17 protein-coding genes and 2 pseudogenes are annotated in these 17,079 nt (G+C 64.8%); 7 read left to right on the top strand and 12 right to left on the bottom strand.

Going from position 1 to position 17,079, the window contains the following annotated elements; genetic code table 11:
• Position 1: 1 nt before the first annotated feature.
• From paaD to ACQHI0_RS12600, 8 genes are all read right to left on the bottom strand, one after another.
• Positions 2-526 carry a 1,2-phenylacetyl-CoA epoxidase subunit PaaD gene (paaD, locus tag ACQHI0_RS12635; protein WP_427908125.1) on the bottom strand — a complete coding sequence of 175 codons (525 nt, stop codon included), beginning with the start codon at positions 524-526 and terminating at the stop codon, positions 2-4.
• Between the two features lie 2 nt (positions 527-528).
• Positions 529-1,446, bottom strand: a complete 918-nt coding sequence (gene paaC, locus ACQHI0_RS12630; protein WP_427908124.1) for a 1,2-phenylacetyl-CoA epoxidase subunit PaaC — start codon at positions 1,444-1,446, stop codon at positions 529-531.
• A gap of 10 nt (positions 1,447-1,456) precedes the next feature.
• Positions 1,457-1,825 carry a 1,2-phenylacetyl-CoA epoxidase subunit PaaB gene (gene paaB, locus ACQHI0_RS12625; RefSeq protein WP_427908123.1) on the bottom strand — a complete coding sequence of 123 codons (369 nt, stop codon included), beginning with the start codon at positions 1,823-1,825 and terminating at the stop codon, positions 1,457-1,459.
• 4 nt (positions 1,826-1,829) lie between these two features.
• The gene (gene paaA, locus ACQHI0_RS12620; protein WP_427908122.1) at positions 1,830-2,774 is read right to left on the bottom strand and encodes a 1,2-phenylacetyl-CoA epoxidase subunit PaaA; all 945 of its coding nucleotides are present in this window, start codon (positions 2,772-2,774) and stop codon (positions 1,830-1,832) included.
• Positions 2,775-2,882: 108 nt separating this feature from the next.
• Entirely contained in the window at positions 2,883-3,680 is a 798-nt protein-coding gene (locus ACQHI0_RS12615) for an enoyl-CoA hydratase/isomerase family protein (RefSeq protein ID WP_427908121.1), read from the bottom strand.
• Positions 3,677-4,558, bottom strand: a complete 882-nt coding sequence (locus ACQHI0_RS12610; RefSeq protein WP_427908120.1) for a 3-hydroxyacyl-CoA dehydrogenase family protein — start codon at positions 4,556-4,558, stop codon at positions 3,677-3,679. Before ACQHI0_RS12610 ends, ACQHI0_RS12615 begins: the two co-directional genes overlap by 4 nt.
• Positions 4,555-5,289, bottom strand: coding sequence for an enoyl-CoA hydratase/isomerase family protein (locus tag ACQHI0_RS12605; protein ID WP_427908119.1), 735 nt, complete (start codon positions 5,287-5,289; stop codon positions 4,555-4,557). Before ACQHI0_RS12605 ends, ACQHI0_RS12610 begins: the two co-directional genes overlap by 4 nt.
• Positions 5,286-6,506 carry a thiolase family protein gene (locus tag ACQHI0_RS12600; RefSeq protein ID WP_427908118.1) on the bottom strand — a complete coding sequence of 407 codons (1,221 nt, stop codon included), beginning with the start codon at positions 6,504-6,506 and terminating at the stop codon, positions 5,286-5,288. The genes ACQHI0_RS12605 and ACQHI0_RS12600 overlap by 4 nt, the downstream gene beginning before the upstream one ends.
• A 114-nt stretch (positions 6,507-6,620) precedes the next feature.
• Between ACQHI0_RS12600 and ACQHI0_RS12595 the strand changes: the two genes are divergently transcribed.
• The 4 genes from ACQHI0_RS12595 (at position 6,621) to paaI (ending at position 10,205) form a co-directional block, all read left to right on the top strand.
• Positions 6,621-7,232 (top strand): TetR/AcrR family transcriptional regulator, encoded by a 612-nt coding sequence (locus tag ACQHI0_RS12595; RefSeq protein ID WP_427908117.1) that lies wholly within the window; start codon positions 6,621-6,623, stop codon positions 7,230-7,232.
• A gap of 104 nt (positions 7,233-7,336) precedes the next feature.
• On the top strand, positions 7,337-9,382 hold the full coding sequence (gene paaZ / locus ACQHI0_RS12590; protein WP_427908116.1) for a phenylacetic acid degradation bifunctional protein PaaZ: 2,046 nt from the start codon (positions 7,337-7,339) through the stop codon (positions 9,380-9,382).
• A complete protein-coding gene (locus tag ACQHI0_RS12585; protein WP_427908115.1) occupies positions 9,379-9,693 on the top strand; it encodes an EthD family reductase in 315 nt (104 codons plus the stop codon). Before paaZ ends, ACQHI0_RS12585 begins: the two co-directional genes overlap by 4 nt.
• 86 nt (positions 9,694-9,779) lie before the next feature.
• Positions 9,780-10,205 (top strand): hydroxyphenylacetyl-CoA thioesterase PaaI, encoded by a 426-nt coding sequence (gene paaI, locus ACQHI0_RS12580; protein ID WP_427908114.1) that lies wholly within the window; start codon positions 9,780-9,782, stop codon positions 10,203-10,205.
• A gap of 344 nt (positions 10,206-10,549) precedes the next feature.
• Here the strand turns inward: paaI and ACQHI0_RS12575 are convergent, their stop codons facing one another.
• The 3 genes from ACQHI0_RS12575 to ACQHI0_RS12565 form a co-directional block, all read right to left on the bottom strand.
• Positions 10,550-10,939 carry a hypothetical protein gene (locus tag ACQHI0_RS12575; RefSeq protein ID WP_427908113.1) on the bottom strand — a complete coding sequence of 130 codons (390 nt, stop codon included), beginning with the start codon at positions 10,937-10,939 and terminating at the stop codon, positions 10,550-10,552.
• 247 nt (positions 10,940-11,186) lie between these two features.
• Entirely contained in the window at positions 11,187-11,618 is a 432-nt protein-coding gene (locus ACQHI0_RS12570) for a hypothetical protein (protein WP_427908112.1), read from the bottom strand.
• Positions 11,619-11,812: 194 nt separating this feature from the next.
• Positions 11,813-12,649 carry an SDR family oxidoreductase gene (locus ACQHI0_RS12565; protein ID WP_427908111.1) on the bottom strand — a complete coding sequence of 279 codons (837 nt, stop codon included), beginning with the start codon at positions 12,647-12,649 and terminating at the stop codon, positions 11,813-11,815.
• 199 nt (positions 12,650-12,848) lie between these two features.
• Here ACQHI0_RS12565 and ACQHI0_RS12560 point away from each other — a divergent pair, with 199 nt between their 5' ends.
• The 3 genes and pseudogenes from ACQHI0_RS12560 to ACQHI0_RS12550 all read left to right on the top strand — a co-directional run bounded on the left by ACQHI0_RS12560 (position 12,849) and on the right by ACQHI0_RS12550 (position 16,234).
• Positions 12,849-13,547, top strand: coding sequence for a TetR/AcrR family transcriptional regulator (locus ACQHI0_RS12560; protein WP_427908110.1), 699 nt, complete (start codon positions 12,849-12,851; stop codon positions 13,545-13,547).
• A 105-nt stretch (positions 13,548-13,652) separates the two neighbouring features.
• Positions 13,653-14,386: pseudogene (locus tag ACQHI0_RS12555) on the top strand (transposase).
• A gap of 298 nt (positions 14,387-14,684) precedes the next feature.
• Positions 14,685-16,234, top strand: a pseudogene (locus ACQHI0_RS12550) (long-chain-fatty-acid--CoA ligase).
• Between the two features lie 34 nt (positions 16,235-16,268).
• Here ACQHI0_RS12550 and ACQHI0_RS12545 read toward each other — a convergent pair.
• The gene (locus tag ACQHI0_RS12545; protein WP_427908109.1) at positions 16,269-16,847 is read right to left on the bottom strand and encodes a TetR/AcrR family transcriptional regulator; all 579 of its coding nucleotides are present in this window, start codon (positions 16,845-16,847) and stop codon (positions 16,269-16,271) included.
• Positions 16,848-17,079: the final 232 nt, after the last annotated feature.

Below are 17,079 nucleotides of genomic sequence, written 5' to 3'. Positions count from 1 at the left end.
GTCAGATTTCTTTCACATGGTCGAACGGTTCGAGGCAGGCCAGGCATCGGTAGTGCGCCTTGCACAAGGTGGCTCCGAACTCCGAGACCAGTTCGGTATGGGGGGAATCGCACTGGGGACAGGCGACGGCGCGGCGCCGATTGGTCAGGGTGAGCGGCACCGGGCCCCGCGCCGTGGGCGCGGTGCCCGGTGTGGAGTATCCGGCTTCGCGCAGCTTGCGCACCCCCGATTCGGTGATCCAGTCGCTGCTCCACGCCGGGGTGAGGCTGGTGTCGACCCGAACCCGGCGGTAATCGTGCTGGTACAGAAGATGTTCGATGTCGGCGCGCATGGTTGCCAGTGCGGGGCATCCGGAGTACGTGGGCGTGATGGTGACCACCACAGCACCGTCCGGGTCGACCGCGACGTCGCGGACGACACCGAGATCTGCCAGGGTCAGCATCGGCATCTCGGGGTCGAGGACCGACTCGACGAGTGCCCGCGCGTTCTCGATGCCTTGGGTATTGGTTCGGGCCGCGGTGGTCATAGTCACCACGACCCGTCGGGATGCGCGCGTGCGACGGACTGCATCTCGGCCAGCAACACGCTCAGGGCCCCGGTGTGCAGACCGAGTCGGCCGGCCCGTCCGCCGACCGTGCCGACCGTCGGACCGCCGGGCGTCTCGAGTTCCGCTGCGTGCAATACGTGGCTTGTCACCGCGTCGAACTCTTCGCGCACCGTCCGGGGGTCGATTCCGACGCCGCTGGCAGCGAGCGCCAGTTCGTCCTCGGTGGGAACGAAAAGCTCTGCGGTGTAGGGCCAGACGAACTCGAGCGCCGTGCGGATCCGGCGACGGGATTCGTCGGTGCCGCAGCCGAGAACGACGGTCCAACGAGCAGCGTAGTCGCGGTGGTAGGTCAGTTCCTTGACACCCTTGGCGGCCACCGCGCTCAGGACCGGGTCACGACTGTCGCGTAGCTTGGCGAATATAGCGAGCCGCCAGGTCGACAGGACCAGGGTGCGCACGATGGTTTCAGCAAAGTCAGCGTTGTCGAGCTCGCACAGACGGACACAGCGGAACTGGGCATCTGTGCGGAAGAACGCCAAGGCGTCCTCAGCGGGCACGGGTGACGAGTCGGAGATGAACGGAACGACGCTGGAGTCGGCGGCGGCCGCGCGGGCGAGCAACAGTCGCGCCTGGCCGAGCAGGTCCAGGCCGATATTGGCCAGGGCCATCTCTTCTTCGAGCTCGGGGGCTCGGGCGCACCATTCGGACAGTCGGTGCGAAGAGATCAGAGCGTCGTCGCCGAGTGACAAGCAGTATCTGGCCAGGGCGCCGAGGTCGACGTCGTCCGGGACGGTGGTGTCCACGCCGGCGAGTGGGTCGTCGAAGCTGGTGCCGAAGGCCCACTGCCCGTGGTTGTCTTCGTCGACGAGGCCCCCGTAGGCGTTGTCGTGATCGATCATGGTGTGCGCCTCACATGTGGGGGACGTTGTCGGGAATGTCGTAGAACGTCGGATGCCGGTAGACCTTGTCCCCGCTAGGAGCGAAGAACGGGTCCTTCTCTGACGGGCTGGAAGCGACGATCGCGACCGACGGGACGACCCAGATACTCACACCTTCGTTGCGGCGGGTGTAGACGTCGCGAGCATGGTGCAGTGCCATCGCATCATCCGGCGCGTGCAAGGAACCGACATGAACGTGGTTCAGGCCGCGCTTGCCGCGGACGAACACCTCGTACAGGGGCCAGTCCGCCTTGACCGGGGCCGGGGCGAGCCGGTTCGGCACGTCGGTGGTGGGAACGGCTCCATGGCCGTCTTCAGCAGTGAACTCCGTGTCGGTCATGGTCCTACGAGCCCTCTCGTTCACGGGCGGCGAAGACCGTTGCTGCTTCGCGGACCCAAGCGCCGCCCTCGTGCGCGGCGCGACGGTTGGTGATGCGTTCGACATTGCAGGCACCGTTGCCCTTGATGACGTCCATGAACTCGCTCCAGTCGGGTTCGCCGAAGTCGTGGTGGCCGCGTTCGGCGTTCCACACGAGGTCCGGGTCGGGGAAGGTCACCCCGAGCGCCTCGGCCTGGGGGATGCTCATGTCGACGAAGCGCTGCCGCAGTTCGTCGTTGGTGTGCCGCTTGATCTTCCACGTCATGGATTGCTCGGTGTTGGGGGACTGATCATCGGGCGGACCGAACATCATCAGTGCCGGCCACCACCAGCGGTCGACCGCTTCCTGAACCATGGCGCGCTGGGCGTCGGTGCCGCGCATCATCGTCATGAGCAGCTCGAAGCCCTGCCGCTGGTGGAACGACTCCTCCTTGCACACCCGGATCATCGCCCGCCCGTACGGTCCGAAACTGGTGCGGCACAAGGGGACCTGGTTGCAAATGGCTGCTCCGTCGACGAGCCACCCGATGACACCGACATCAGCAAAGGTCAGCGTCGGGTAGTTGAAGATCGACGAGTACTTCTGCTTCCCGGTGATCAGCTTCTCGGTCAGGTCCGTACGGTTGGCGCCGAGGGTCTCGGCTGCGGAGTACAGGTACAACCCGTGCCCGGCCTCGTCCTGCACCTTCGCGAGCAATATCGACTTGCGGCGCAGCGACGGCGCGCGGGTGATCCAGTTCCCCTCGGGCTGCATACCGATGATCTCCGAGTGCGCGTGCTGCGCGATCTGCCGGATCAGCGTGTTGCGGTAGTCGTCCGGCATCCAGTCGCGAGGCTCGATCCGCTGATCGTGCGCGATGGTGTCGTCGAACAGGTCCCGCAGGTCGTCCGTAGTTGCCGACGATGTCATGTGGCCCTCATTTCAATACCGAATATTCGGTCAGTAATAGTATCCGTGACCGTCTGTCCGCACGCAAGGTTCGGGGCGGACATTGCCGGTCGAGTGCACAGACGGGGATCAGTGACCGGTGAAGATCGGTCGCGACTTGCCCAGGAAGGCTTCGACCGCGGCGCTGTGATCCGCGCTGGCGCCGAGTGTCTGCTGTGCGATCTGCTCGCGGTCGAGGGCCTCGGTCAGGCCGGGAACACCGGCGTTCAGGAGGCTTTTGACCTGTCGGTAGGCCTGGGTGGGGCCGTGTGCGAGCTGCAGTGCGAGTTCGCGGGCGACGGTCTCGACGTCGTCGTCGGCGACAACTCGGTGCACCAGTCCCCATGCGGCGGCGTCGGCGGCGCCGAAGCGGTCGCCGAGCAGCATCAAACCGGCGGCCCGGCTGGCGCCGACCGCGTGGACGAGGGTGTGGCTCAGGCCCGAATCGCTGGCGAGCCCGATCCCGGTGAACGCGGTGGCAAACTTCGCGCCTTCGCCGGCGACCCGGATGTCACCGGCGAGTGCCAGTCCGAGTCCGGCGCCGACGCAAGCACCGCGGATCGCGACGACGACGGGAACGGTCAGTTCGGTGACAGCCTTCAGCAGCGGGTTGTAGTGCTCACCGACGGTATTCATCGCGGACTGCGGGTCGGCGCGCAGGGCTTCGACGTGCTCGCCGAGATCCTGCCCGACGCAGAAGTTCCGGCCTTGCGCGGTCAAGAGCACCGCACGCACCTCGACGTCGGCCCCGACCTGCCGGAGCGCGTCGAGCAGCGACTCCTTGGTGACGCGGTCGAGCGCGTTGGAGGCGGCGGCCCGGGAGAGAGTGACGGTGGCCAGTGCCTGGTCGACGTCGACGGTCACGGTGGGGGTCTCTGCAACGGTCATGCCCGTTCTCCGTTCTTCGGGGTGGTCCAGTCGTAGAATCCGCGTCCGCTTTTGCGGCCGAGTTCGCCTCGGGCAACCTTGTCGCGCAGCAGCTTCGGCGGTTCGAAGCGCGGACCGAGGGTGGCGGTGAGGTGTTCGGCGATGGCCAGCCGGACGTCGAGGCCGACGAGGTCGGTCGAGCGCAACGGGCCCATCGGGTGCCGGTAGCCGAGCTCCATGGCCCGGTCGATCGACTCGGCGCTGGCGACGCCGTCTTCGAGCATCCGGATGGCCTCGAGGCCGAGGAATACACCCAGGCGGCTGGTGGCGAATCCGGGGGAGTCGTTGACGACGACGTCCACCTTCGCCAGTGAGCTCACCCAGGCCACGGCCTTGTCGACCACGGACGGGGAGGTCGCGGGTGCGGTGACGATCTCGACCAGGTCGGATGCGGGGACCGGGTTGAAGAAGTGCATCCCGAGGAACCGGGTCGGGTCCGCGAGGCCCGCACCGAGCTCGCTGATCGACAGTGAGCTGGTGTTGCTGGCGATCACGGTGCTTGGGCCGACTACCTTCTCGGCCGCCTTCAGCACGCCGGCCTTCAAATCGAGGTTCTCGGGAACTGCCTCGACGACCAGGTCTGTTTCCGGATGAATCTCCATGGGGGACGCGACGGTAGCAACGCGTCCGAGGATCTCGTCGACGGCCGAGTGGGCGAGCCTGCCGCGTTCGGCCGCACGACCCAGTCCAGTCGCGACACGGTTTCGGGCGGCGGCCTGATCGCCGGTTTCGGCGATGACGACTTCGCTGCCGACGGTGGCGAACACCTGCGCGATGCCGGCGCCCATTCGGCCGCCGCCGATCACGGCGACGCGGGCCGGTATCTGTTTTTCGGTCATTTCTTCTCCAGGAAGGCGGTCATGCGGTCGTGTTTGTCCCTGGTCTCGAACAGCACGGCCTGGGCGATGTCGTCGGCGAACGGGTGTGTGCCCGGTGAATTGATGATGGTCTTGGTCAGTCGTAGCGCCAGCGGGGCCGAGCGGGCGATACGGTCGAGTAGCTGGTGGGCGGCGTCGACGTGGTTTCCCGGCTCTACGACATCGAGAACCAGTCCGGTGCGGAGCGCGGTGTCGGCGTCGAGGACGTGTCCGCCGAGCAGCACCTGCTTCGCGACCGACGCCCCGACCAGTTGGGGAAGCCGGTATGTGGCGCCGGCGGCGGCCATGATGCCTAGTCCCGGTTCGGGGTTGCCGAACCTCGCTGTGGTGGTGGCGATTCGGATGTCACACGCGTATGCCAATTCTGCGCCGCCGCCGAGTGCGAATCCGCTGACCGCAGCCACGGTGGGCAGTGGCAGGCGTCCGATGCGGTCGAACAGGATGCGATTGATCCCGGCGAGCGCGTCATGGCGAGTGCGGGTGCGGAGCTGCCCGATATCGGCTCCACCGGCGAAGTGCTCACCACGACCGGTGAGGAGCAGGAGCTTCGGGTCGGCCTCGATGCGAGTGCATACGGCGTGCAGTTCGTCGATCATCTCGGTGGTGATCGCGTTGCGCTGCGCCGGACGATCGAGGGTCACGACGACGCGATCGGCTCGTTCATCGACATCGAGGGTGACGAAGTGCGTCATGGTGCCTCGATCAGCATCGCGGTGCCCTGCCCGACGCCGACGCACAGGGTTGCCAGACCGCGGCGAGCCTGCTCACGCTCCATCCGTCCGAGCAGTGTCAGCAGGATCCGTGCACCGGAGCAACCGAGGGGATGACCGAGGGCAATGGCACCGCCGTCGGCATTGACGATCGCCTCGTCCAGCTTCAGTCGGCGGATCACACCGAGGGATTGAGCTGCGAAGGCCTCGTTCAACTCGACCGCGTCCAAGTCCGCGATCGACCATTTTGCGCGAGCGAGCACCTTCTTCGTGGCGGGAACCGGTCCGAGGCCCATGATCTGCGGCGCAACTCCGGCACTGGCGGACCCGACGATCCGCGCGCGGACGGTGAAGCCGTAACGGGCCACCGCCTTCTCGCTCGCGACGACGAGCGCTGCGGCGCCGTCCGAGAGCGAGGACGATGAGCCGGCTGTGACGATGCCGTTCTTGCGGAAGGCAGGCTTCAGCGACGCCAACTTTTCGATCGTGGTTCCGCGCCGCGGTGTCTCGTCAGCTTCGAGCGCTCCGCTCTTCAGCGGGACCGGCACGATTTCGCGTTCGAAGTGACCGGCGTCCGCCGCGGTGATCGCTCGCTGGTGACTGCGCAGGGCGAAGGCATCACTCTCTTCGCGGGTGATGCCTTCGAGCGCCGCGACCTCTTCGGCAGTCTCGCCCATGGACAGGGTGATCTTACGGGTCTCTGGTGCTGCATCGGCCGGGATGGACTTGTCTGCTTCGGCGAACTTCGGGTTGGTGAACCGCCATCCCAGCGAGGTATCGGCGACCTCGCCGGGTCGTGCCCACGGGGTTCCAGGCTTGGCTATCACCCACGGCGCCCGAGTCATCGACTCCACGCCGCCGGCGACGATGATGTCGGCTTCACCGCTGCGGATCAATGCCGCAGCTTGCGCGACGGCGGTCAAGCCGCTCGCGCACAACCGGTTCACTGTGAATCCAGGAACCGAGTCGGGTAAACCGGCCAACAGCACGGCCATCCGAGCGACATCGCGGTTGTCCTCGCCTGCCTGGTTAGCAGCGCCCAGGATCACTTCGTCGATCGCGTCGCCGGGTACCCCGGCGCGGCGTACCGCCTCCGCTACCACGAGTCCCGCCAGATCATCCGGACGCACCTCCGCCAGCGCGCCGCCGTAGCGGCCCTGCGGCGTCCGTGCGCCGTCGACCAGAAAAACATCACCCATCCTGTGCTCCTCATCTGCGTCCGTCCTTTAATTATTAACTGAACATTCGGTTGGTAACAAGGGTGTGTTGCAGCCATAGCGGTCCGGCAAGCGTGTGTAAGCGAAGATGGACCGATGACATCGGCGCGCGTAGTGCAACGAACGGGACGTCCGGGCAGGCCTGGATACGACGTCGACTCGCTTCTGGCGGTCGCTGTGAAGGTGTTCAACGACAAGGGCTACGACGGCACCAGTATGGAGGTGCTCTCCAAGCGTCTGGGGATCTCCAAGTCGGCCATCTATCACCACGTTTCGGGCAAAGCCGAACTGCTCGAACTGGCACTCTCGCGAGCACTGAACGCACTGTTCGCCGTCACCGTAGAGGCTGGTGCTACCACCGGTCCGTACATCGACCGGCTCGAGTACTTGGTCCGCCGCAGTGTGGAGGTCCTCGTTGCGGAGCTGCCGTACGTGACGCTGCTCCTGCGCGTGCGCGGCAACACCGCTGTCGAGCGCCGGGCGCTGGCACGCCGCAGGGAATTCGACGCGTTCGTCACCGAACTCGTCCTGGCGGCGGAACGCGAGGGGGACTTGCCGCCTGGAATCGACTCCGCGCTGGTCAGCAGGCTGACCTTCGGTATGGTCAACTCGATTGTCGAGTGGTACCGCCCGCGCGCAGATGGCGGGGTCGACAACCTTGCCGACACGGTTGTTGCGATCGTCTTCGACGGCCTGCGGCGCACCTGAGCGCCCACCTCTTCGGCTGAAGGGCGAGTCCGCCCCCTTGACAGGAGCGCGGTGTTCACGGATGGTAATTACTGACCGAACGTACGGTGGGATATGGAGACCTCGTGAGCAATTTGCTTCAGAGCTATGTACAGGGGCGCTGGCACACCGCGCCCGACGTGGGAACCCCGCTGCTCAGTGCAGTAGACGGCCACGAGGTCGCCCGGATCTCGTCGACCGGCGTGGACGTGCCCGGCATGATCGATTACGCCCGCACCGTGGGCGGCCCGGCGCTGGCGAAGCTGACCTTCCATGAGCGCGCTGCCGCGCTGAAAACGCTCGCGGCCACCCTGATGGCCGGAAAGCGTGAGTTCTACGCCCTGTCGGCCGCCACGGGCGCAACCGAACGCGATTCGGCCATCGACATCGACGGCGGGTTCGGAACACTGCTCAGCTACGCGAGCAAAGCCCGACGTGAGCTCCCCAACGACACCGTCCACCTCGACGGCGGTCCCGAGCCGCTGGGCAAGAAGGGCAGTTTCTTCGGCCAGCACATCTATACCTCGCGCCGCGGCGTCGCTGTCCAGATCAACGCATTCAACTTCCCTGTCTGGGGTTTCCTCGAGAAGCTGGCTCCGGCCTTCATCGCCGGCGTTCCCTCGATCGTCAAGCCTGCTAGCCAGTCCGCTTATCTGACGGAGCTGGTGTTCCGCCGCATCGTCGAGTCCGGGCTGCTGCCCGAGGGGTCGGTCCAGTTGCTGTGCGGCAGTGCCCACGACGTGCTAGACCACCTCGGCGGCCAGGATTCCGTCGCCTTCACCGGCTCCGCCGACACCGCAGCGACGCTGCGCGCGCACCCGAACGTGGTCGGAGCCGGCGTGCGCTTCAACGCCGAGGCCGATTCGCTCAACGCCTCTATCCTCGGCGCGGACGTCACCACCGGAAGTGAAGAGTTCGATCTCTTCGTCAAGCAGTTGGTCACGGAGATGACAGTCAAGGCCGGGCAAAAGTGCACCGCCATCCGGCGCGCCCTTGTCCCAGAGCATCTGGTCGACGACGTAGTCGCCGCGACCAGTGCCCGCCTGGACAAGATCGTTGTCGGCGCACCCGATGCCGAGGGTGTGACGATGGGTGCCCTCGCAAGCCTGGAACAACGCTACGAGGTGCTCAAATCCATTCGCGCGCTGACGAAGAGCGCGCGCATCGTGCACGGCGACCCGGACAACGTCGAAGTGGTCGGTGCCGACGCCGAGACGGGAGCGTTCCTGTCCCCGATCCTGCTGCGATGCGACGATCGCGACGCCACCGAACCGCACGACGTCGAGGCGTTCGGTCCCGTCAGCACCGTCATCGGCTACCGCGATGCCTCCGACGTGATCGAGCTCGCCGCTCGAGGCCGGGGCAGCCTGGTCGCCTCCCTGGTCACCGCCGACACCGATATTGCCCGTGAGATCGTTCTCGGTCTGGCCCCATACCACGGTCGCGTCCTCGTCCTGAACCGCGAGGATGCCCGTGAATCCACCGGACATGGCTCGCCACTGCCGGTGCTCGTCCACGGTGGCCCCGGCCGCGCGGGCGGAGGTGAGGAACTCGGCGGCATCCGCGGCGTTCTGCATCACATGCAGCGCACCGCGATTCAGGGCACACCCAACATTCTCACCGCAGTGGGGCGGCGCTGGGTGCCCGGGGCCGACAAGATCGAAGGCGAGGTTCATCCGTTCCGCAAGAACCTGGCCGAGCTGACGCTCGGCGACACCATCGTAGGCGGGCCGCGACAGGTCGAACTCGCCGACATCGAACATTTCGCCGAGTTCACCGGGGATACCTTCTACGCCCACACTGACCCCGAAGCTGCCGCAGCCAACCCGCTTTTCGGCGGCATCGTCGCGCACGGCTATCTCGTGGTCTCGCTCGCTGCGGGTCTGTTCGTCGACCCGGCGCCAGGCCCGGTCCTGGCCAACTTCGGGGTCGACAACCTGCGGTTCCTGACCCCGGTCAAAGCCGGAGATACGTTGACGGTCACCCTCACCGCGAAGCAGATCACTCCTCGCGCCAGTGCCGACTACGGTGAGGTGCGCTGGGATGCCGTCGTTACCAACCAGAACGGCGATCCCGTCGCCACCTACGACGTGCTCACTCTCGTTGCCAAGCCGAACGGAGAAGGCCAGTGACTCACCAGATCGCAGTCTGCTATGGAATTCCAGACGATCCCGCCGCATTCGACGAGTACTACCGCACTACCCACATCCCGTTGGCGGCCAAGGTGCCCGGACTGTCCGGATTCACCTGGGGCAAATGCTCTTCCATCGACGGATCGGCTCCGGCCTACTACGCCGTGGCGCATCTTCAGTTCGACAACGAGGAAGACCTGAGGAGCGGCTTGGCGTCGCCGGAGATGCGCGAAGCCGGGCGCGATGTCCGCAAGTTCGCTACCGGTGGCGTGACAATGTACACCCAAAGCCTCGAGTCGGTCACTCACTGACCACCACGCGGCGGGCAGGTGGTCGCAGGCACAGTCCTGCCGCCACTCGCCCCGGTGTGGGGTGAACAACCACCCAGGAGCTTGTGATGACAACAGCCGACCAGAGGCAGTTCAGCATCGCCCGTGACATGTTTGCCGCCGACACCGCGTCCCAAGCCCTAGGTATCGAGGTGCTTGAACTCGAACAAGGCCGTGCGTCGGTGACGATGACCGTCACCGACGCCATGGTCAACGGGCACGGAATTACCCACGGTGGATACGTCTTTCTGCTCGCGGACACTGCGTTTGCGCTGGCGTGCAACAGCGGCCACCAAGCCGCTGTCTCCGCACGAGCCGACATCCGATTCCTGCGGTCGACGGAACTCGGCGCGGTCCTGACCGCGACCGCGGTCGAGCGGTCCACGTTCGGCCGCAACGGCATCTACGACGTCACCGTCACCGACGCCGCGGATTTCGTAGTGGCAGAGTTTCGTGGTGACAGCCGTCTCATCAGTGAATCGCTGCCGAGATAGAAGGAGCCGAGCCTGTGCGCGGCCGAATCACCCCGGTGCCACCGGCTCTCCGGTCGCCGTCGCCACCCGCTCGAGAACCGGGGGTATTACGACGAGGCGAACCGTGCGGACCTGCAGCGCTTCTTCGACCACTACCTCAGAGGCGAGGACAACGGCTGGGAATCGACGCCGCGGGTCCGCTACCGATCCTCGACTTCTCAGGTGGAGACCGAATCAGCCATCTTCGTCGGTTATGCCGATATGTCAGCCGGCCGCACCGAAAGAACCGCTCGGGCAGGCGCTTCGAGGTTGACCGTGCTCACGTCCCACCCATCGGCGCGGCGGGTGGGTGGGACGCGGGGACATCACTTCGCCGGTGCGGACGGCATCGGGGAATTGATAGTGGTGAAGTACTGCGCGGCAGCCAGGATGGCGACGGGCGCGGTCACCAGCAACTGACCGGTGACGGTGCCCAGTGCGCCGATGGCGAGGATTCCGCCGAGGCAGCCGACGGCCGCGGCGGGGATGAACGGCCCGAACATGCCGACGATAGTGGCGGCCGCAACTGTCGCACCCGCGATGCCGCCCAGGACGCATCCGACGCCCGCACCGGTGAGCCCGCCGACCAGGGTGCCGATGCTGGCGCCCATGCCGATGGTGCTGGTCATCCGGTTCCACGCCGCCTGCTCGCGCTCGTATTCGCTCTTCCAGGGCGCCTTTTCCTCGTAGGGCAGCGTCGTCGTCGGCCTGTACACCGCGGCGTCAGGGTGGCGGTGCGCTCCTTGACGTCGGCGGTAATTCGCAGACGAGGTATTCCAGCATCGGGTTGTGCGCGCCTAGGAATGGGTACGGTAGGGCCTTCGCCTGCTCCGGTTGATGTGCTAGGCGTTCAACTGAATCTGCGTTGCTGGTGGTTCCAGGACGAGCGTGTAGGCAACCTCGACGGGCGCTGGCGCTCCAGCAAGGACAGTGCGAGTGTCGGCGTACACCGTGCTCCGCACATCAGCCAGCGATCCGGAGCCGCCGGACTCCAGCTGTGTGTAGACCTGCAGATGCGATGATCGCGATTGTCACGAAGCCCGCTGGCTCTCCCAGCGTGACGATATCCTCGCTGCCGGTGGTAATCGCACCAACAACCAGGACGGTCAGGGCGAAGACGGCGCCCACGACCGCTCCCCTGCCTGCTGCCCCGAACCTTGTGGTGTGTTCTCGGCCCGAGGTTACAGCGCCGAGCGCGCCGAGAGCTTGCATGGCCCACCACAGGGGAACCCAAGTGTTCAGTGCAAAGCCTGCCACCATGCCGAACGCGATCGGCGCTCCGGTAAGGAGAAGGACCTTTCGAATTTGTGAGAATTCTGCGAAGTGTGTCAGCGGTACGTCCACTGGTGCCCGTCGGTCGCGGGGGAGCGGTCCCTTGGGCTCTGCGTCAACCATGCATTCATCCTCGTAATAGGGGGTGTGGACTCCGCGCGTGCCGACCTCGCATGGCGGACGCTTCGACCGTGCTCCGCCCGTAGTCGGGGGGATCCCATCGACTGCACATCTATGTAGGGGCTGAGCATCGGCGACAGCGGAGATGGTTCCCGGACCCAGTTATCGAAGCTAGTGGTCGGAGACATCTACTCGGGTTACTGTCGCGCCGAATTCGCGCCAACGTCGGCCATAGCCTGCACGATCGCCGCTGTCCGCCGGTGAATGAGGGGAAGGTAGTTGTCGTCGGTGAAGATGTAGAGGCTGTCGCGTTCGATACCCGCCAAGACCATCTCGCCGACCACGTCTGGGTCGGCTCCTCTATCGTTGAGTTGTTGTTGTACATCGGCGAGGATCGCGGCGACCTTCGCTGAATGGGGTGGGGTGCCGTCGGGTCGCATGCGGATGGTGTTGTTGACGATGTTGGTGGCCACCTGCCCAGGGCACAAGACACTGGCACCGATTCCGTAGCTGTCCAGTTCGGCGTCCAGGGACTCGGTCAGCCCGACGACCGCGAACTTCGATGTGTGATAAAGGAAGCCGGAACCGGCGACGATATGTCCTGCGACCGAGGCGGTGTTGACTATGTGTCCTCGGTGGCCGCGGTCGAGCATGCGTGGCACGAAGGTCTGGATGCCGTTGTACACCCCGTTGAGGTTGACGTCCATCACCCAGTCCCAGGCGCGGAAGTTCATCTTGCGCGGTGAGGTCGAGTCCGAGACACCGGCGTTGTTGAACAGAAGTGTCACTGGTCCCAGCGCCTGCTCAACCTTGTCGGCGGTGCGCTCGAAGGCATCGCGGTCCCGGACATCGAGGTGATACGCCTCTGCTTCGGTGAGCGCAACGAGGTCACCCTTGGCGGCCTCGAGGGCTTCTCGGTCGGTGTCTGCGATGGCAATTTTGGCGCCTTGCCGGGCACACGCTCGTGCGATTCCCAGTCCGATGCCGTTGGCGCCGCCGGTGATGAAGGCCGTTCGGCCAGCGAGGGGTTGCATGTCTCGGCCCTTTCTGAGTGCGTCGGGTGTGGTGTGGCGGTAGCCACAACGTCGCGCACCCGCACCATCGAGAGAACAGCACAACAGTCTCTATGTCAACCGGCATAGAGTCGATGGTTCGGTAGGGCGGCCCTGGCATGGATTATGTCGATCAACAGTGAGTTGCCGGGCATGCAAGTCCAGGAAGTAGGATGACCCCGTGAATCAACCCGGTCAGCAGCGACGAATCGACGAGATCGGCGAAGAGAGTCGCCGACGCATCATGGACGCTGCGGAGGAACTGTTCGCCGAGCGTGGATATGATCGAACCTCGTTCGTGGACATCGCCGAACGTTCCGGTATCAGTCGCGGGTCGATCCCCTGGCACTTCAAGAACAAGGACGGCTTGGTTATGGCTGTCGTCGAGCGAGCCATCGGCCGGGCGATGCCACAGGAACGCTATCCAGAACTACCCAGCATGACGCAAGTCATGGCGGACTACGCGGACATGCTGCAGCAGCTCAGTCCGAGAATGCTGTTCATGATCCTTACGGAGGCAATGAACAGTACCGGCGCGCTACATGAGCAGTACTGCGACTTCCTTTCGCAGCGCCGCGAAGGGTTGCAGCAATGGTTCCGGATTCAACGGCCAGAGGGTGTGGATCCAGCTGTGGCCGAGGTGCGGGAAGCCGACCTCGCGGCCGTAATCAGCGGCGCCGCGATAGGAATCCAGCTGCAATGGCAGATTGATCCCGACAGCGTCGATCTGGAACGTGCATTGAATGCGCTGGCCGCGTTGATCGACAGCCAGGAGCGCTTGCTTCAGGCGGGAACCGCCGCACCGCAGGTTGCCGAGCGGACGGCCCGTAAGGGCACCGTCAAAGCGACGGCAAAGAAGAGCGACCGCAAGCGGACGTGATGACCTGGACCTGGAGAGGGGCCTGGGCTTAAGGGATGTCCCGTAAGTCGTTGAGCAGCAACCAGTATCGCGTTATCGGTGGTGATCTCGGTGTCCGATCCAGTGATGGTGGAGTTGTTCTCCGGGCTGCGGCCACGCACGTTCACTCGCCTGATCACCCAGTTGCGGTGCGAGGGCGCTGATCGGCCGTTAGGGGTCGACCTTGGGGGTTGTGTTTCGAAGATCGGGTGCTGCTGGTGGCCACCTATTGGCGCACGAATCTGACGATGCGTCAGGTCGCGGCGGTGTTCGGGGTGTCGAAGTCGGCCGCGGCCCGGGTGATCGAGGATCTGGGGCCGGCGTTGGCGCTGCGGCCCCGCGCCCGGTTCCGGCGTGGTGCGGTGTTGATCGTGGACGGCACCCTGGTCCCGACCCGAGATCACAAGGTCGCAGTGCCGAGTAAGAACTACCGGTAGTCGACCAACCATCAGGTCGTGATCGACGCTGACACCGAACTCGTCGTCGCGCTCGGAAAACCGTTGCCGGGCAACCGTAACGACTGCCGGGCATGGGCCGAGTCCGGTGCGGCCGACACCTGCCGTCATGCGGTAGTGATCGCGGATGGCGGCTACCAGGGCACCGGTTTGATCATTCCGCACCGCCGGTCACCGGGTGTCGAGCTTCCGGAATGGAAACAGGCGCACAACAAGTCCCACCGCACGGTCCGTGCCCGCGTCGAGCATGCTTTCGCCCGGATGAAGACCTGGAAGATCTTGCGCGACTGCCGTCTACGCGGTGACGGGGTCAGTGTCGCGATGGCCGGGGTAGCGACACTGGCCAACCTCGCCCACGCCCACTGACACGGGTGTACGGAGCTGGGTCCGACGCGACTATCCCGGACTTACGGGACATCCCTTAGCTACGCAACTCGGGCGAATTCGGCCCTTTCCGTCTGTGATGATTGACATAGACTTGATCCGAATGATTCTATCGGTGTGTCCAGCAACACAAAAGAATGGTCGCTGCGTCTGGCTCCGAGTCGATGCCCGGCTCGACGGCCCGATTGTTCTGCTGGGCGTATTCGACACTGATGGGACCGCATCCCGGATCCGGCAAGAAGGGTTCGGGCGGTCTCCCCTGCTGCCATTCGGAGTTGCTATGTATCTGACACAGTCCATCCACCGCGCGGCAATGCTGTCTCCGGACAGAGCCATGACCATCTGCGCACACCGAAGCACAACGGTCGGTGAATCGGCTGGGCGAATCGCGCGATTCGCCGGGGGACTGGTCGATTTCGGAATCAGCGCTGGAGATCGTGTCGGTATCCTGGCGCTCAACTCAGACCGCTACCATGAGGTTTTGCTGGCTGTGCCGTGGGCCGGTGGTGTGGTGAACCCGGTTAATACCCGGTGGAGCGTGCAGGAGATCGCATACTCTCTCGCCGACTGCGGTACTCAGATTCTGATCGTCGATGACGATTTCTCCAGCATGATCTTCGCGCTGGTCGATCAAGTTCCTTGCCTGCGCACAATCATCTATGCCGGTGATGGCGAGATCCCTGACGGCACAGTGAGCTATGAGGAGATCGTCGCGAATTCGAGCGCCGCCGACGATGCGCGGCGGGGTGGGGCCGACCTGTTCGGCGTCTTCTATACCGGAGGCACCACCGGCCAGCCCAAAGGGGTGATGCTCTCCCATGGGAACCTGCTCACCTCGTCGATGGGCTCGATGGTCACTACCGGCTTGCTGACGAGGGACGGTACTCTGCTGCATGCCGCTCCGATGTTTCACCTGGCCGACCTTTTGACCTGGAGTGTCGGGCTGCTCACGGGGTCGACGCACGTGATGATCCCCAGCTTTACCCCGGCAGGAGTTGCCGACGCTGTGGAGCGGCTCGGCGTCACCGATGCGCTGCTGGTTCCGACGATGGTCCAGATGCTTGTGGACGCGCCCGAAGCGGCCGGAGCGGATCTGACAAGCCTGCGCAACGTTGTCTATGGCGGCTCCTCGATCTCCGCGGCTGCATTGAATCGGGCTCGCGAGCGCGCATCGCCAACGCCTCATTCACCCAGGCTTACGGCATGACCGAACTCGCCCCGGTAGCCACGCTGCTGGTTCCAGACGACCATGACGATCCTGGACTGATCCGCTCGGCTGGCAGGGCGGCCGCGCACTCGGAGGTCCGAATCGTCGACAACGAGGATCGTGAGGTCAAGCGTGGCGTCGTCGGCGAGATCGTCGTGCGGGGCGGTCATGTCATGCAGGGCTACTGGCAGAAACCAGAGGAAACCTCGGCTGCCGTGCGGGGCGGATGGATGCACACGGGTGACGGCGGATATATGGACGATCGGGGATACGTGTTCGTAGTCGACCGCATCAAAGACATGATTGTCACCGGTGGCGAGAACGTATATTCGGCGGAGGTCGAGAACGTGGTAGCGCAGCATTCCTCGGTTCTGCAGTGTGCCGTCATCGGCATCCCGGACGAACGGTGGGGCGAGCGGGTCCACGCGGTGGTTATCTTGGCCACGGGAGCATCCTTGAGTGTCGAGGAACTGGCCGACCACTGCCGCACGATGCTCGCGAACTACAAGCTGCCTCGCAGCTTAGCCATAGTGCCCGAGTTGCCGATCTCTGCTGCGGGCAAGATCCTCAAGCGAGAGTTGCGAGCGAGGTACTGGCGGCGATTCGACAGGAATGTGAACTGAGGTCCATGCCCCTGCGTGCGGCGGTCGTTCGCCCTCACGCAGGGGCCGAGGTTCGGCTCCTGGTCCGGGACAGTCCCGACCAGCACAAGGTCACGATCAGATCGACGGCGTCGTATTTGCTGATCGGGAAACGTCCCGCATGCCAGTCACGTGCTGCGGACTGGCTCATCCCGACCAGCATCGCAGCCACCAGTTGCGCCCGTTTCGTGTCGAGTCCGGAGGCGGCGACCACCTCGGCCACTGCCTCGGTGCAGCCGGTCGTAAGCTGTCGGAGATGCCATTGAACAGAGGGTTCGTCGGCGACGTGAGTGTCGAACAGAAGAGCGAACCCGGTGACGCCGTTTTCCGCGAAGTCGAAAAAGGCATTGACCGCCGCCGAGAGTTTCGTGCGGTTGTCTTCGTTGGAGTGCATCGCTGACCGGATCTTGGTTACCAGGGTGTCGATATGTCGGCGAAGAATCGCCAGATACAGATCCAGCTTGCAGCTGAAGTGTTTGTAGATAACGGGTTTACTGACACCGACGCGACAGGCGACATCGTCCATGGTGGTCGCGTGATAGCCGCGCGCGGCGAATATTGAGCCGGCGGTGGCCAGGATGTGCGCGCTCTGCACTGGACCTGCCGAGAAGGAGGTGGCTGTGCCCTGCAGCTGACTCGCGATCGTTGCCTTGGCGGGCGGGGTGACGAGGCCGCGGCTGTCTGTAGCCATGTGGCGATGCCTTTCGATCGAATCCTGGGGCCATCGCGTAGGCGCGGGGCGGCTGTCTGTATATCGTTCGTGCAGGCTTTCCTGGCGGGCGAGTGCTGGATGGATGTCCTGGTGCTCGTCCGCCAGGAAGACTGAG

Origin of the sequence: Nocardia sp. FBN12 (assembly GCF_050320175.1) — a bacterium.
Taxonomy (GTDB): Bacteria; Actinomycetota; Actinomycetes; order Mycobacteriales; family Mycobacteriaceae; genus Nocardia.
This window is presented reverse-complemented; position numbering and strand designations above follow the sequence as displayed.

Bases quoted from the DNA above. Each gene is read 5' to 3' on its own strand.
- paaD (WP_427908125.1), bottom strand. From the start codon at position 526: ATGACCACCGCGGCCCGAACCAATACCCAAGGCATCGAGAACGCGCGG.
- paaC (WP_427908124.1), bottom strand. From the start codon at position 1,446: ATGATCGATCACGACAACGCCTACGGGGGCCTCGTCGACGAAGACAAC.
- paaB (WP_427908123.1), bottom strand. From the start codon at position 1,825: ATGACCGACACGGAGTTCACTGCTGAAGACGGCCATGGAGCCGTTCCC.
- paaA (WP_427908122.1), bottom strand. From the start codon at position 2,774: ATGACATCGTCGGCAACTACGGACGACCTGCGGGACCTGTTCGACGAC.
- ACQHI0_RS12615 (WP_427908121.1), bottom strand. From the start codon at position 3,680: ATGACCGTTGCAGAGACCCCCACCGTGACCGTCGACGTCGACCAGGCA.
- ACQHI0_RS12610 (WP_427908120.1), bottom strand. From the start codon at position 4,558: ATGACCGAAAAACAGATACCGGCCCGCGTCGCCGTGATCGGCGGCGGC.
- ACQHI0_RS12605 (WP_427908119.1), bottom strand. From the start codon at position 5,289: ATGACGCACTTCGTCACCCTCGATGTCGATGAACGAGCCGATCGCGTC.
- ACQHI0_RS12600 (WP_427908118.1), bottom strand. From the start codon at position 6,506: ATGGGTGATGTTTTTCTGGTCGACGGCGCACGGACGCCGCAGGGCCGC.
- ACQHI0_RS12595 (WP_427908117.1), top strand. From the start codon at position 6,621: ATGACATCGGCGCGCGTAGTGCAACGAACGGGACGTCCGGGCAGGCCT.
- paaI (WP_427908114.1), top strand. From the start codon at position 9,780: ATGACAACAGCCGACCAGAGGCAGTTCAGCATCGCCCGTGACATGTTT.
- ACQHI0_RS12570 (WP_427908112.1), bottom strand. From the start codon at position 11,618: ATGGTTGACGCAGAGCCCAAGGGACCGCTCCCCCGCGACCGACGGGCA.
- ACQHI0_RS12565 (WP_427908111.1), bottom strand. From the start codon at position 12,649: ATGCAACCCCTCGCTGGCCGAACGGCCTTCATCACCGGCGGCGCCAAC.